This is a genomic window from Providencia rustigianii DSM 4541 (genome assembly GCF_000156395.1).
Lineage (GTDB): Bacteria > Pseudomonadota > Gammaproteobacteria > Enterobacterales > Enterobacteriaceae > Providencia > Providencia rustigianii.
Genome location: NZ_GG703817.1, coordinates 781,679 through 797,408 on the forward strand (window position 1 = coordinate 781,679; position 15,730 = coordinate 797,408).

The 15,730-nt window shown below is 39.8% G+C and carries 13 protein-coding genes; 4 read left to right on the forward strand and 9 right to left on the reverse strand.

The genetic code is table 11. The annotated features are described in order from the left end of the window. Positions 1-89: 89 nt before the first annotated feature. The 3 genes from PROVRUST_RS03765 to PROVRUST_RS03775 form a co-directional block, all read right to left on the reverse strand. Positions 90-365, reverse strand: a complete 276-nt coding sequence (locus PROVRUST_RS03765; RefSeq protein ID WP_006813374.1) for a helix-turn-helix domain-containing protein — start codon at positions 363-365, stop codon at positions 90-92. 1,328 nt (positions 366-1,693) lie between these two features. Then, entirely contained in the window at positions 1,694-2,014 is a 321-nt protein-coding gene (locus PROVRUST_RS03770; protein ID WP_006813375.1) for a hypothetical protein, read from the reverse strand. 272 nt (positions 2,015-2,286) lie between these two features. After that, a complete protein-coding gene (locus tag PROVRUST_RS03775) occupies positions 2,287-3,759 on the reverse strand; it encodes a DASS family sodium-coupled anion symporter (RefSeq protein ID WP_039854223.1) in 1,473 nt (490 codons plus the stop codon). A gap of 685 nt (positions 3,760-4,444) precedes the next feature. Between PROVRUST_RS03775 and cutA the strand changes: the two genes are divergently transcribed. After that, on the forward strand, positions 4,445-4,792 hold the full coding sequence (cutA, locus tag PROVRUST_RS03780; protein ID WP_039854229.1) for a divalent-cation tolerance protein CutA: 348 nt from the start codon (positions 4,445-4,447) through the stop codon (positions 4,790-4,792). Positions 4,793-5,152: 360 nt separating this feature from the next. Next, positions 5,153-5,494, forward strand: coding sequence for a carboxymuconolactone decarboxylase family protein (locus PROVRUST_RS03785; protein ID WP_006813379.1), 342 nt, complete (start codon positions 5,153-5,155; stop codon positions 5,492-5,494). A gap of 81 nt (positions 5,495-5,575) precedes the next feature. Here the strand turns inward: PROVRUST_RS03785 and betA are convergent, their stop codons facing one another. Genes betA through betI form a run of 3 tightly spaced genes read right to left on the reverse strand, consistent with a single transcriptional unit; the run spans position 5,576 to position 9,368 of the window. After that, complete coding sequence (gene betA, locus PROVRUST_RS03790; protein ID WP_006813380.1) at positions 5,576-7,228, reverse strand: choline dehydrogenase; 1,653 nt, start codon at positions 7,226-7,228, stop codon at positions 5,576-5,578. A 37-nt stretch (positions 7,229-7,265) separates the two neighbouring features. After that, on the reverse strand, positions 7,266-8,744 hold the full coding sequence (gene betB, locus PROVRUST_RS03795) for a betaine-aldehyde dehydrogenase (protein ID WP_006813381.1): 1,479 nt from the start codon (positions 8,742-8,744) through the stop codon (positions 7,266-7,268). Positions 8,745-8,765: 21 nt separating this feature from the next. Then, the gene (gene betI, locus PROVRUST_RS03800; RefSeq protein ID WP_039854431.1) at positions 8,766-9,368 is read right to left on the reverse strand and encodes a transcriptional regulator BetI; all 603 of its coding nucleotides are present in this window, start codon (positions 9,366-9,368) and stop codon (positions 8,766-8,768) included. Positions 9,369-9,577: 209 nt separating this feature from the next. On the opposite strand from betI, the gene PROVRUST_RS03805 reads away from it, so the two are divergent. After that, positions 9,578-11,620, forward strand: a complete 2,043-nt coding sequence (locus PROVRUST_RS03805; protein ID WP_039854432.1) for a choline transporter — start codon at positions 9,578-9,580, stop codon at positions 11,618-11,620. Between the two features lie 65 nt (positions 11,621-11,685). On the opposite strand, the gene PROVRUST_RS03810 is transcribed toward PROVRUST_RS03805, so the two are convergent. Beyond that, positions 11,686-12,045, reverse strand: a complete 360-nt coding sequence (locus PROVRUST_RS03810) for a hypothetical protein (RefSeq protein ID WP_039854231.1) — start codon at positions 12,043-12,045, stop codon at positions 11,686-11,688. 368 nt (positions 12,046-12,413) lie between these two features. Between PROVRUST_RS03810 and PROVRUST_RS03815 the strand changes: the two genes are divergently transcribed. Beyond that, positions 12,414-12,854, forward strand: a complete 441-nt coding sequence (locus PROVRUST_RS03815; RefSeq protein WP_006813386.1) for a GNAT family N-acetyltransferase — start codon at positions 12,414-12,416, stop codon at positions 12,852-12,854. 326 nt (positions 12,855-13,180) lie between these two features. Here the strand turns inward: PROVRUST_RS03815 and PROVRUST_RS03820 are convergent, their stop codons facing one another. Continuing rightward, positions 13,181-13,897 carry an RNA polymerase sigma factor FliA gene (locus tag PROVRUST_RS03820; protein WP_039854233.1) on the reverse strand — a complete coding sequence of 239 codons (717 nt, stop codon included), beginning with the start codon at positions 13,895-13,897 and terminating at the stop codon, positions 13,181-13,183. Between the two features lie 344 nt (positions 13,898-14,241). After that, positions 14,242-15,348, reverse strand: a complete 1,107-nt coding sequence (locus tag PROVRUST_RS03825; protein ID WP_006813388.1) for a FliC/FljB family flagellin — start codon at positions 15,346-15,348, stop codon at positions 14,242-14,244. Positions 15,349-15,730: the final 382 nt, after the last annotated feature.

Here is a 15,730-nt window from a genome sequence, read left to right on the forward strand (position 1 = left end):
GATAAAACAATTCCTATCCTTTATTATTAAAATAAGGATGATTAACTACATAAAAGAAGATTAAGTCCCTTTAATACTACTATCCTGAATTAGATAACTACTGTATTTGCAACAAATATACTTTTATCGTAGATGGTCTTATCATAATCCGATAATAAGACTACGATGCTCACATTAAATGCATTCGCAAATTTAGCTAATGATTCAACATCAATTCTATTTACTCCCCGTTCATATCGAGAGATTTGTTGCTGACTGATTCCTGTTACTTTTCCTAAAGCATCACCGCTCCAACCATTTTGTAGTCTGAGTGATTTAATTCTTTGACCTATTGACAATGAGTATTTATATCTTTCATTTTCCATATTGGGTACCTCTGAACTTATTATTCATACTTTGAATCAGAACAGTTCATGTTCAATATATTACGCACCTAGTATTTAAAAACAAATAAGCCCACTCATTCGCGAGTAGGAAAAACATTTAATTATATTGAGCGCACAATCAATAAGAATAAAAAAACAATTTCAATAAAAACATAATGTTATTAATGGCAAGTAAGATAGAATTAACCGCTAAATATGTAAATCATATAGTGATAAAGAAGATTATAAAACTGACTTAGATTGAAAAATCGACATTAACACCAAAAAAAATCATTTTATACTTTAATATATATTATTTAATCTACATTTTTAGACTACCACTATTGAAATAAATATATCGAGTGATATTTTATAAAAACAATTCAGTCAAAAAATAACAATCATTTTTCGTCAAACAATATAAATAAAAAAATTAAATTAAACCTATAAGGTGTAAAAACAATAAATATAAAAACAAAAATATACAAATATTGTTTTGATATACAATGATTCATCTGAAAACTTATTTAACACCGATAATAAAAAATCTATTTTGGATGATTATTTTGTGACGCCTTAAAGGTCAATTATCATTTAACCATTAAAAATAAAAGTTTAAAAAACAACATTTAACCTTAATTATTACTTTAATATTTACAATAATAATTACATTCGTTCTAAGTTTAAGCTTTCATTTATCTAAAAATAAATTATTAATATTAAATCAATAATTAAATTGTCACTTTTAATTTTAAATTAATATAGTCTTTTGGGTTGTTTTTCTTTTAAATCAATTTAATAAATAGAAGAGTCAACATTATCAGTTTAAATTTACTTTACTCTTTATTGTGAATATAACTCAACAAATGCAGCTTATCCTATCCGCGGTGTCAGTAAATATCAGCATCTTACTTCATCAGTTGTGCTACAGGAGCCGTCTGATAATTGCTCGTCAGTGATCATTCAACTCTGTGCCATCAGCGTAAATTTGTTCCAGCCCAGCAGGGCTATTTTCTAATCCGAGCAAGTTTGTTTTCTCTAAAATGGTTTTTATAACATAGGAACTAAAATATCGGTGTAGCTAACCTACTGACTGAGAACACAAAAGGAATAACTAATAGAAGAATATCGATATGGGAAAGGAGAGCAAAAAAGCGAGGTGTATTTATCTGAAGCCTAGTTTTGAATTATCTCAAGAATCTGGCTATGTAGCATAAAAAAATCCGTAATCGTAGTAGATTACGGATCTTACACAGCGACCAAATTAGTCAATAACGCTTAACTGTTCAGAAGTGCTGTGCTTAGTTTTATTTCATAAGCGTATTCAATTAACGTGCGCTCGTTGCACACTCTTGAACAAATCCAATCATCGTTTGTTGGAATTCAGGCGCTGCACTTGCTGATTTTTGTAATTCACCATCTAAACGTTTGAATTCTGCTAAACCATATTTTTCAATTGTTTTATCATATGCACAACCACAAATTGCACTGACTGCTTTAGTGGTTTCTGCATCTGAATCGCCAGATGCCTTGGTACAAGTATTCACGAAGTTAGTTTTATATTCAGCAATTTCAGACTTTTCATCCGAACATGCAGACACTAATGCCATAACACCAGCCATACCTAATACTAATGCGATTTTTTTCATTTTAGACCTACTATCCCTTTCTAATATTTCAATCGATGGACTTCTTAATATTGATTAATCTTTCAATCATAGCCGCTTTAAGATGAAAAATCCTCAATCATTTCCTGACATTATTATTTAGAACTTCACAATACCTTATATTTTTTAGGTCGATGTTTTATTTTTTTCATCTCTAAGAAATATAATTTCATTGATAATCCAAAGACGATAAAAAACCGGAGTTTTATTCCGGTTTTTGATTGATGCTGATATTCAATGGCTAACTAAACTCATTACCAGTAACCAAGGAATTTCCACCAAATACTCCCTAAGCTGATCCAGATAATTAAGTTCACGACACTCATCACAAAGCCCGCTTTCCACCATTCACCCAATGTGGCATATCCGGACCCAAAGATAATAGGCGCGGTTCCTGTCCCATAGTGAGTTAATGACATCATTAAGGAAGAAGAGAATGCTAGGGTAAGTCCCAGCAGCATTGGCGGAGCACCAAGAGCCAAGCCAGCGGCAAAGAATGCGGCAAACATTGCGGTAATATGCGCGGTTGTACTAGCAAAGAAATAGTGGGAATAAACGTATATTAATACCAGAATTAAGGTTCCCCAGACCCAACTAATACCCATGCTGTCGATGGAGCTACCGACGGTGAGTGACATCCACTTGATTAAACCTAATTTACCCAAGAAGCTCGCCATCATCACCAGCGCCGAGAACCAAACAACCGTATCCCATGCGCCTTTATTCTTCAGAATATCATCCCAGTTAACCACTCCCGTTGCGAGCAACACACTTAAACCGATAAACGCAGCAGTAGTCGCATTTACACTGAAAGTCGGTCCAAATAACATTTCGGGAACCCCTGCCCACATCACCAGCAAGAGTGCAAACACACCAAGGGTAATTTTTTCCGGCAACGAAATCGGGCCTAATTGTTGTAAGCGCTCCTTCGCGAAATTAGGTGCATCAGGCGTAGACGTGATTTCAGGTTTATACATAAAATAGATTACTAAAGGCATCAGGATCAGAGACACTATTGCCGGAACAAACGCGGCAACCGCCCACATTCCCCAGCTCAGTTCATTTCCTTTACCCGCCTCACTCACAATTAGACTAACAATCAATGGGTTTGGCGCCGTCGCAGTAATAAACATCGCAGACGTGATTGGGTTAATATTGTAGTTAACCAAAGAAAGGTAGCGTCCAATTTTTCCTGCGGTTCCATCTTCGGCTTTAGAGCCGAAGCTATCCGCGATTGAGCGCATAATCGGGTGAATAATTCCGCCACCTCGAGCCGTATTACTTGGCGTAACAGGCGCTAAAATAGTTTCGGCAATCGCCAAAGAGTAAGCAATCCCCAACGTTTTTTTACCAAACAGGGAAATAACATAATAACCGATACGCGCACCTAATCCGGTTTTATTTAAACTCATTGATACCATAATGGAGATACCAATCAACCAGATAAGGTCATTGGAAAAACCACTTAATGCATCAGCAATAGCCCCTTTTGTTGATTCTGGGTTAGTGACCCCAGTAACCGCTACCAAGGAAATCGCGACAATTGATACCCCACCAATTGGTAGAGCTTTACCTATGATTGCAGCTATGGTTCCGACAAATAATGCTAATAAATGCCAAGCATTTGGATTAACACCTTCAGGAACAGGAATAATGAACCAAATAATTAATGCTATGGCGACTGCGATTAATGTGGGTATCGGTTTTAACGGGGTCAGTTTATTCATAAGGGTATCCATACAAGTTTTAAGATGGAATGACAGAGAAAATGCAATAATATATTTTTATCTTTAGCTCGATGTTAGCAAATTATCATTATAAAAACTTGATCGTTATCATTTCGTTACTTATTTTTGCTGTATAATCAGTAAATTATGTAAACATTTTATGATTTTAAATTACAATTGCTCATCGACTTGCGCATAATAAAAAAAGCAAGCCACACTAAAAACCAGTCATTATTTCACCTAACCACGCCACTTTCTCATCCATCAGATAAAAGCGAATAAATATTAATACTATTTTTAAAATCTCTATCAATATACAAAATTTCCGCTAAAAATTATATTTACTTATCTAAAACTGAATGCTGAATCGAATTAATAACAATTAGTTGAATATAGCAAGAATGCCCCTTGTAACTGGAGACTATTTAGTTTATTTGAAGCGCTATTATATTACTGGTATGTTTACTTACGAAACACATTTGCTCACCAAACGGGCAATTGTAAAGCAATGGTTAAAAAAACATTGCAGTTAGGTGAATTAGTTTCTGAGGATGATAATGGTGAAAATAATAATCAGCCATATATTAATATCACTATTTCCTATTTTAACCCTTGTCCATTAAGTTAATCTAAAATATGTATGGCAGTTTATCGAAATAAGACTATCACTCTAAAGGAAATTAAAATGACACTTAATGACACTCATTATAAAAACCCTCAGCAACCCTGTATTGTTCTCTGTACAACCAACACCCATGATAGCGCAATTAAAATTACCCAACATCTGTTAAATAATCGCCTTGCTGCCTGTGTTTCGTTATTACCCCAAGTAACATCCGTTTATCTATGGAAAGGAGCGGTGACTGAAGATAATGAAATTTTACTGCTAATCAAAAGTACCATCGCCAACCAACAAGCCCTATTTGACGCCATCAGAGAGATCCATCCTTATGAAACACCAGAATTAATTTGCTTAGATCCTAGCCAAGTAGAGGATAATTATTTGCAATGGTTAGTAAACTCGGTTCGTTAACAGGAAAGATTTACACATTAAATAAGCTTTATTTCAATATAGCATAAAGTGAAAATCACGAATTTTCGATTGTTTGGTCGAGTTTGTTACGTTAATGTCTAGTGGTATATAGATATTCTCGCTTAATATTTATTTTCCTCCATAATTTGGAGGATTTTTTTATACAAATATCCATATCCATATTAAATAATGAAATACCTAATTTATAGGTAAAATACCAATGACATGTATCAATTTTAATTAAATATAAAGAATAATAAGGCATTAGATATTATTTCACATACATATCTTGCTTAATCAGAGTTAAATATTATATTTAAATACATAATGTAAATTAATATAAAATTTAATGGTGTATTCATGACTAAATTCAAACAGATTACCCAAGACCTTCTCTTGAATATAGACGAGCTTGCTAAAAATATTCCTGATGTTATCAATCAATTTTCAAGGCTACAGATAGCAAGTACAAATGATGGAGCATTAGATAAAAAAACCAAGGAATTGATTGCAGTAGGGATTGCTGTTGCAAATCGCTGTGATGGTTGTATAGGTTTTCATACAAAAACATTGGTCGATTTAGGTGTTACAAAGCAAGAGCTAACCGAAGCTCTTGGTGTCGCTATTTTGATGGGGGGAGGCCCCTCTGTAATGTATGCCACTGAAACATTACGTGCCTATAATGAGTTTATAGATAAATAATTTCATTAAATCTATTATTAACCAAGAGAGGGATATCCCCCCTCTTGCTCTTTAGACTTCACAAAGTTGTTATCATTTAATCTATTGATGGCTTGCTTGATAATACGGTGCTTTACTTGCAGGTAACGGCGTTCGCCCTCGAATTTTATCTGCCATTTTTTCGGCGATCATAATCGTGGTTGCATTTAAGTTCCCTGTAATAATCTGCGGCATCACCGAGGCATCAATGACTCGAAGATTTTCAACTCCATGCACACGCCCTGCGCCATCAACTACCGCCATTTCATCCAATCCCATCTTACAAGTACCACAAGGATGAAAAGCAGTTTCAGCATGTTCCCGCACGAACGTATCGATCTGCTCATCCGTTATGACCTGATTACCGGGGCTAATTTCTTCGCCGCGATAGGGCGCTAATGCAGGTTGCGCCATAATTTCTCGCGTGATCCGAATGGCTGCTCGAAATTCTTCCCAATCCTGCTCACAGGACATGTAATTAAAAACAATGCTGGGATGCTGACGAGGATCGAGAGATTTGATTCGTACACGTCCACGGCTCGGTGAGCGCATTGACCCTACATGTGCTTGGAAACCATGTTGGTTAACCGCATTGCTACCATTGTAATTAATTGCCACTGGTAAGAAATGAAATTGAATATTGGGCCACGCAAATTTTTCACTGCTACGAATAAAGCCGCCGGCTTCAAATTGGTTACTTGAGCCAATTCCCGTTCCCTTAAAAAGCCATTCAGCCCCAATTTTAGGTTGGTTAAACCATTTTAATGCTGGATACAGTGAAACAGGCTGCTTGCACTCATATTGTAAATACATTTCTAAATGATCTTGAAGGTTTTCACCCACCCCTTCCAAGATATGTACTGGTAAAATATTAAACTCTTTTAGGATGGCTTCAGGACCGATACCTGAGCGTTGCAAAATCTGTGGAGAAGCAATCGCACCAGCGCAAAGCAGCACCTCTTTACGCGCGGTGGCATGGGTAGGTTGTTGACTCTTTCCACGATAATATTTTACGCCCACCGCTTTTTTGCCATCAAATTCGATAATATCGGTAGTCGCATGGGTCACAATGATTAAATTACGCCGAGAACGTGCTTGATCTAAGTAACCTCGGGCGGTACTGGCTCGGCGTCCATGGGGAGTAACCGTGCGGTCCATTGGACCAAATCCCTCTTGCTGATAACCATTCAAATCATCAGTTCGGGGATATCCCGCTTGAACACCCGCCTCCACCATCGCGTGGAAAAGTACGTTATTTTTGGGTTTAGGCGTCGTCACGCTTACTGGGCCTTGGTCACCATGATAAGCATTGCCCCCAATATCTCGAGTTTCCGCCTTACGAAAATAAGGCAGACAATGACGGTAGTGCCAATCCTCTAAACCGGGCGCTTTTGCCCATTCATCAAAGTCCATGGCATTTCCACGGATATAACACATACCATTAATTAATGAAGAACCACCTAGCCCTTTACCTCGCCCACATTCCATGCGACGGTTATTCATATAGGGTTCAGGATCAGTTTCGTATGCCCAATTATAGCGACGTCCTTGTAACGGGTAAGCCAATGCCGCTGGCATTTGTGTGCGAAAATCGAACCGGTGATCCGGTCCTCCTGCTTCAAGGAGCAGCACAGTAACATCAGAATCTTCTGTCAGGCGGGTAGCTAGAACGTTACCGGCTGAACCAGCACCGATAATAATGTAGTCATAGACCATTGTTATCTCCTCTGTTTCAGTCAAAGTTAAAAGATGATTAGAAAACGGACGTAAATTCTCCTAGTTCAATTTGAATGGATTTTATTTGTGTATAATTTTGCAACGTGACCAACCCATTTTCACGGCCTACACCAGAGTGTTTATAGCCGCCAACAGGCATTTGTGCTGGAGATTCCCCCCACGTATTGACCCAACAAATTCCAGCTTCTAACTGATGAATAACACGATGGGCGCGGGTTAAATCTTGAGTCACGATTCCCGCTGCTAACCCATAGACACTGTGGTTAGCGCGCTCGATTACCTCATCTTCACTGTGGTAGCTTAAAATACTCATAACAGGCCCAAAAATTTCTTCTTGAGTAATTTGCATTTCATCAAGACAGTCCGTAAATACGGTCGGTGCCACATACGCCCCGTGAGCAAATTCACCGTCCATCAGACGCTCACCACCGCACAGTAACCTCGCGCCTTGAGCCTTGCCAATTTCGATGTAACGCAACACATTTTCCATATGAGAGAAACTCACTAATGGACCAAAGTTCGTCTGCATATCGAGTGGGGAACCGACTTTAATGCGAGCAACACGCTCAGCAATTTTGGTTTCGAATATGGCCTTTAATGCCTCTGGTACAAATACACGTGTCCCATTCGTGCATACCTGCCCGGAACTATAAAAGTTTGCCATCATGGCGATATCGGCGGCTTTGTCTAAGTCAGCATCGTCAAAAATAATTAACGGGGATTTGCCGCCTAGCTCCATGGTGACTTCTTTTAAGCTAGAGGTTGAAGCATTCGCCATCACTTTTTTTCCTGTCGCGATACCCCCAGTAAAAGAGATTTTAGCAATATCAGGATGCTCCGTGAGCCATTGCCCCACTTCACTACCTAGCCCAGTGACCACATTAAATACCCCAGCAGGCAGCCCAGCTTCAGTATAAATTTCCGCCAGCTTCAATGCGGTTAATGAGGTCATTTCACTCGGTTTAAACACCATGGCATTTCCCGCAGCCAATGCAGGGGCAGATTTCCATAAGGCAATTTGGATAGGATAGTTCCATGCACCAATACCGGCAACGACACCGAGAGGCTCACGGCGGGTATACACGAATGAAGTATCACGTAGTGGAATTTGTTGCCCTTCTAAGGCAGGGATCAGCCCCGCATAATATTCCAAAACATCCGCCCCTGTGACAATATCCACAAAGCAGGTTTCAGATAACGGCTTGCCTGTATCGAGGGTTTCTAAATGGGCTAATTCGTCATTGCGTTCACGCAGAATATCCACGGCACGACGTAAAATGCGGGAGCGCTCTACTGCCGTCATGGATGCCCAAATTTTTTGTCCCTGTTTTGCACTTTCCACCGCCCAGTCAATGTCTTCTCTGGAAGCCGATTGCAGATGAGCAATCAACTCTCCATTAGCTGGGTTTATCGCTTCAAACTGCCCACACTCTGGCTGTGAACTGTCCACGTAGCCCCCATGGATATAGAGCTTGTGAATGGGTGGATTCTGCATAATTTCTCCTATGAATTGCTATTAGGTGGTCTTGTCCCCTGCTCGATTAAGTTGCATATCGATATACTCGTTGGTAATGCTCAACGCTTCTTCAACCGGAAAAACCTCTCGACTCAATGCACTGCGTAACCATAAGCCATCAATCAATGCGGCCAAACCTTTGGCTGCACGTCGGGCATCTGATTTATTCAATACACGCCCAAACTCATAGCTGAGATTGGAATATAAGCGGCGATCATTGACATGTTGTAAACGATTCAAATTAGGCTGATGCATACTGCTAGCCCAGAAGGCTAACCATGTTTTCATCGCAGCGTCACTGATTTGTATCGGATCAAAATTACCTTCAACAATCGCTTGAATACGGCGTTTTGGATCCTCACCCGTCAGCATTCTTAGGCGCATAGCGATACCAAATCCCAACTGGTATTGAATATGACGCATAGTCGCTTCCAATAAACCATTTTTGTCACGAAAGTAATGGCTGATGATTCCAGTAGAAACACCGGCTTTGCGTGCGATTAACACAAAACTGGCTTCCTGCATTCCTACTTCGTTAATGACCGCTAAAGTGGCTTGGATTAACTGCTGTTTACGTATCGATTGTATTCCAATTTTTGGCATGGCATGGGGACCTAAAAAAACCACTGAACCCATTTATTAAACGTTTTTTTAATTGAATGTTCAATCAATATTAACTATTGTTTATAACAATAAATTCACAAACACATCGAGGAGATACCCGTGAAATTTTAAATCTTCGCTAATAATTCAATACGTTAGAGAAGAAATAAACTTTAAATTTTCATATGGATAAAATTGTGGAACTGCCAATGACAAATTCAAAAAGTCCCAAGAATGAGCAGAAAGACAAACTTAATTCTGTTGTTTTTTTTACCTCCGCCGCGCTAATTTTAGCGTTTTCTTTTTTTACCATCCTAATGACTGATACCGCGAATCAGTGGATTGTGACTGCGCTAGGATGGGTCTCTAAAACCTTTGGTTGGTACTATTTATTAGCCGCCACTTTATACATCGTATTCGTGATTTTTATCGCCACGTCACGCTTTGGAAATATCAAGCTAGGGCCTGAGCAATCCAAACCAGAATTCAGCATGCTCAGTTGGTCTGCCATGTTATTCGCCGCAGGGATTGGTATTGATTTAATGTTTTTCTCCGTTGCGGAACCCGTAACTCAATATATGCTACCGCCAACTGGTGAAGGTGAAACCCTTGAAGCGGCTCGTCAGTCGATGGTGTGGACACTGTTTCACTATGGACTAACGGGCTGGTCAATGTATGCCTTGATGGGCATTGCACTGGGCTATTTTAGTTATCGTTATAATCTGCCACTCACCATTCGCTCAGCGTTGTATCCCATTTTTGGTAATCGGATTAATGGACCCATTGGTCATACCGTGGATATTGCCGCCGTATTAGGCACCATTTTTGGTATCGCCACGACGTTGGGAATTGGTGTGGTGCAACTCAATTATGGGTTAAAAGTTCTGTTCGACTTTCCTCAAGGACTCACGGTTCAGGGAGGCTTGATTTTCCTCTCGGTAGTGATGGCTGTGATTTCAGCTACCTCTGGCGTGAATAAAGGCATCCGTATTTTGTCTGAATTGAATGTATTACTGGCGCTAGGATTGATTTTATTTATCTTATTTGTCGGCGATACCGAATTCCTACTTAATGCCTTAGTGCTGAATGTTGGGGATTATATTAATCGTTTTATGGGGATGACCCTGAACAGCTTTGCATTTGATCGCCCCACAGATTGGATGAATAGCTGGACACTGTTTTTCTGGGCGTGGTGGGTGGCATGGTCACCGTTTGTTGGGTTATTTTTGGCTCGAATATCCCGAGGTCGCACCATTCGCCAGTTTGTGATTGGTACACTGATTATTCCTTTCGTATTCACTTTGCTGTGGCTGTCTATTTTCGGAAACAGCGCGTTATATGAAATTATTCACGGCAATAAAGCATTAGCGCAAACTGTATTAGAAGCACCTGAAAAAGGATTTTATTCCCTATTAGCGTTATATCCCGGTTTTGGATTCACAGCTTCGGTCGCCACAATTACTGGGCTACTTTTCTATGTCACTTCAGCGGATTCAGGCTCGCTGGTGCTGGGGAATTTCACCTCAAAACTGAGCGATATAAACAGTGATTCACCTAATTGGCTGCGGGTTTTCTGGTCGGTTGCCATCGGTTTATTGACTCTAGGAATGTTAATGACTGATGGGGTTTCTGCCCTGCAAAATACCACGGTGATTATGGGGCTACCCTTTAGCTTTGTGATTTTCTTTGTGATGGCGGGGTTATATAAGTCGCTGAGATTTGAGGATTTCCGTCGTGTTAGTGCGATTAATACCAACGCACCAGCTCCGCTGTATGGTAATGAGCCGATTAAATGGAAACAGCGCTTAGGTCGGGTGATGAATTTCCCCGGAACAACCTATACGCGGCGAATGTTGGATTTAGTGTGTATTCCTGCCATGCAAGATGTTGCCAAAGAGTTAGAGCTACGCGGTGCACAGGTGGAATTTACTATTCATCCACTTCCTGAAGACGAGCGACTTAATCATTTAGAGTTAGTGGTCGATCTGGCTGAGGAGCAGAGTTTTATCTATCAAATTTGGCCACGTCGTTACACTGTTCCAAGCTTCACTTACCGTGCGCGCTCGGGTAAATCTCATTATTACCGACTTGAAACCTATCTATGGGAAGGCACCCAAGCCAATGACTTAATGGATTACACCAAAGAGCAGGTGATCAGCGATATTCTCGACCAGTATGAAAAGCATTTGAATTTTATTCATTTAAGTCGTGAAGCACCGGGAGCGACTCTGACGTTCCCTGAAGGCGCATAATTTAATTCGTACAAAAAAATCAGGCGCTCAATGAGCGCCCTGATATCGACTAATTTCAATATTACTTATTCATTTTTGAGCTGTTGCTCTAGCATGGAGCGAATTTCTTTTGGGTCATTCATCCACGATAAATGCCCCGGGCACCCTGCTGCTGTAGGGTTAATATCACAAGGACGGATTTGATTAAAAATCGATTTTTGCTCTTCATCCCGCTGTTCTAATAAATATTGATAACTTTGATCTTTCTGTGCAATTTTCAATTTGGGGTCAAATTTAAATTTTTGTTCTTCTTGCAGTGTGTCGATGCCTTGGTAGTTTTCATTATATAGGCGATCAGCGGGTGACTTTTCTTTAAATGACAAGTCCGTGGTACAACCGAAAGAAGAAAAACCAAGAAAAAATACAAAAATAACCTTTTTAAACATATGGATACCTATCACGAAATATAATGCTGCATTATATTCCCCTAGAACCCATCGGCACATAATATCTATTTTTAATTTTATGTTACTTTATTTTTCAATTGGTTACATTTAACTAATTATAAAATCAATTGATTGAATTGCTACAGTCACCATAGTGACTATTTATACAAAATCATGTTCACTATTTAAATAACAAAATTCGTCAAAATAAACGTCATTGTGGCTATCTAATTTCAACAAAATAACCATGGAAATAGTTTGATGAACAACTCCCTTATTTCCTCCTATAAAAACACAGCGAAAAACAGGCAATTTTCTCAATTTCGAGCTAAACCTATATAAGCGATGTTTATTTTAGAGGGAATGTGATGGAGACGGCGAACAGTCAGATTATCTATAAAGTGAATCACTCCATTTCTGTGGATGATTTTCTAAATTTGATCAACCAATCTCCGCTGGATACGCTGGTTCCTTCGGATAATTTGGCACTGCTAGATTCGATGTTAAATAATGCAGATTTGTTGATTAGTGCATGGGTGGATGAGCAATTAGTGGGATTTGCCCGTGGGATCACGGATTTTAGTTTTTGCTGCTATATCTCTGAAATTGCGGTAGATACTGAGTATCTTCACCAAGGTGTTGGCAAGCATTTATTGCGCCTGACCGCTGAAGAACTCCCCCCAGAGTGCCAGATTATTTTTCGCTCCACCCCCGACTCACAAAACACCTACCCCAAGCTAGGCTTTACTCCCATCCCCCATATTTGGCATATTTCCGCCAAGCAGTTTATCGAAAAAGTAAAAAGCTAGTTTTTAAAGTGTTCAACTTCATTGTGTCATTTCATTATTGCGTCACTTCATTTATTTTTTGTTTTTTAATTTTTCTTTTAACCTTACCCAAGCATAGCTCTAAATAATTCGCGTTGTGGCAAGGCGGCGAATACGCTAATTCCAAGGAACGCAAAGTTAAAACTTAGATAATTTTGAATTTTTCTTTTTGGCCTTACCCAACCATAGCTCTAAATAATTCGAATCACGGCTAGGCGGCAAGCGAAGATATCCCGATGAGCATACATAAGTATGTGATTCGGGTAGCTGAGAGCAGCCAACAACGCTGTGGTTCGAAGTATGACGAGCTACGATTTCAACTTAGAGCGCAACCGCTTAATAGCCTGGCTGTGTAATTGACTGACCCTCGACTCCCCCACCTCCAAAACCGCCCCAATCTCTTTCAAGTTCAGTTCTTCTTGGTAATACAGCGTCAACACCAGCATTTCGCGTTCTGGTAGTTGCTCTATCGCCCCCATGATTTGGTCACGCAAACTCGATTCCATCAATAAACTCAGTGGGTTGCCCCCATCGTCTTCATCCATTGACGGCTCGCAGCTTTCCCCATGGATCTCATGCCATTCATCGTAGGAAAACAGTTGGCTGTTATTGGTATCGAGGAGCACTTGACGGTATTCCGACAACTCAATATCTAATGACTGAGCAATCTCTGGCTCGCTAGCACTGCGTCCAAGTTTTTGCTCAAGTTCACCAATGGCTTTGGTCATTTCACGAGCTTGACGGCGCACGCTACGGGGAACCCAGTCGCGACTGCGTAATTCGTCCAGCATGGAGCCGCGAATACGCTGTACGGCATAAGTCGCAAAAGAGGCACCTAATGAAGCATCGAAACGTTCTAATGCATGAAGTAAACCGATGCCACCCGCTTGGATTAGGTCATCGATATCTACACTGGCAGGAAGTCGGACTTGCAGTTTCAGGGCTTCATGGCGTATTAGAGGGTAATAACGCTCCCATAGGCTATTTTTATTAATGACACCTTCGGCAGTATATAAATCACTCACAACCTGAATCACCCTTCAAGTTTTAACTAAAGGTAGTCATTATCTGTGTTACGCGTAATTTCAATCCGCAGAGTAAGACACTAAATTAGCCGTTATTCTCTTTATCCTAAATAAAATTAATGAATGCGTGCATTTTTTAATTTTTTGCCCTTGACCTTAACAATACCAAAGCACGCCCTAAATAATTCGTGTTGCAGCTAGGCGACGAAGGAGATTATCCCGATGAGCGTACATTGGTACGTGATTCGGGTGAGCGACTGAAGTCAACGACGTTGCAGCGCGAAGAATGACGGGCATGAAAAAGGCCAGCAATGCTGGCCTTCAATAAACTATAAAAATCTAAATTAACGTAACAGGCTTAAAACACCCTGCGGAACCTGGTTAGCTTGCGCCAACACAGCAGTACCCGCTTGTTGCAGAATCTGACCACGGCTCATGTTAGAAACTTCTGTCGCGAAGTCAGCATCTTGGATACGGCTACGTGCTGCGCTCAGGTTGTTAACAGAGTTGTTCAGGTTGTTGATAGTAGATTGGAAACGGTTTTGAATCGCACCTAATTTAGAACGGCTTTCATCAACAGTGTTGATAGCTTTGTCTAAAGTTGCCAGAGCGTCGTCTTTAACTTCTAATCCAGCAGGCATATCTTTGCCTGCACTTGGAGTAAACTCTTTAGCTCCAGCTTTTAAGTTAACTTGAGTTGCTGTTGTACCATCAACTTCAAAGTCTGAATTAGATACTAAATAGTCTTTACCACCTTCAGAAGCGATATATTTACCTGCAACAGCCACACCATCAACAGTATACTCTTTAACTGTTAAACCAGTTTTATAAGTCGTACCACCTGTAACGCCTACTTTATCAGCAGTAACATCTGCTGTACCTTTAGCAGTAACACCTTTAATACCAGCTGGAGTTGCTTCAAACAGTTTATCGCTAGAAACACCTAAAGTGTCGTTATCTGTTTTATCTAAGCTGAATTTGATAACTTCTTTATCGTTAGTACCCACTTGGATACTCATTTCAGTTTTTTCGCCGCTCAGAACTTTAACACCGTTAAACTGAGTTTGTTCTGAGATACGGTTGATTTCAGCTAAACGCTCAGTGACTTCGTTTTGGATTGAACTAATATCTGAATTAGAGTTAGAACCATTTTTTGCTTGAACAGTCAGCTCACGAATGCGTTGTAAGTTATCGTTGATTTCGTTCAACGCGCCTTCAGTTGTTTGCGCGATAGAAATACCGTCGTTTGCGTTACGTGAAGCTTGGCTTAAACCTTTGATGTTTGCTGTGAAACGGTTAGCAATTGCTTGACCCGCTGCATCATCTTTTGCGCTGTTGATACGTGAACCAGAAGATAAACGCTCAATTGCTGAACCTAATACGCCTTGTGAACGGTTTAAGTTGTTCTGAGTAGTCAGAGAAAGAATGTTAGTATTAATGACTTGTGCCATGATGTATTCCTATTTTTTGTATGTTACACAGTGTTAATACTCTAAATAATTCGGGCTGTATCTAGGCGGCTAGCGAAGGTATCCCTAGGAGCATACTGAAGTATGTGACTAGGGTGACTGAGTGCAGCCAACACCGATACAGCGTGAAGTATGACGAGTATTCTGTTAAATAATTTTTGTCAGCAAATACATTATCGGCGGCACCCAAAACCCCTTTAGCCATTTTTATGAAAATTTTTTATAAACATCAACGAAAGTGCATGGGAATCCGTTTTTTTACGGATTAAATTTTTATAAAATTCTTCACATATGAATTATTTTGCAATCATTTTGATTCAATAAGCATAATTACCTGCTTTTTACGGTTTAACTCCCGCCATCA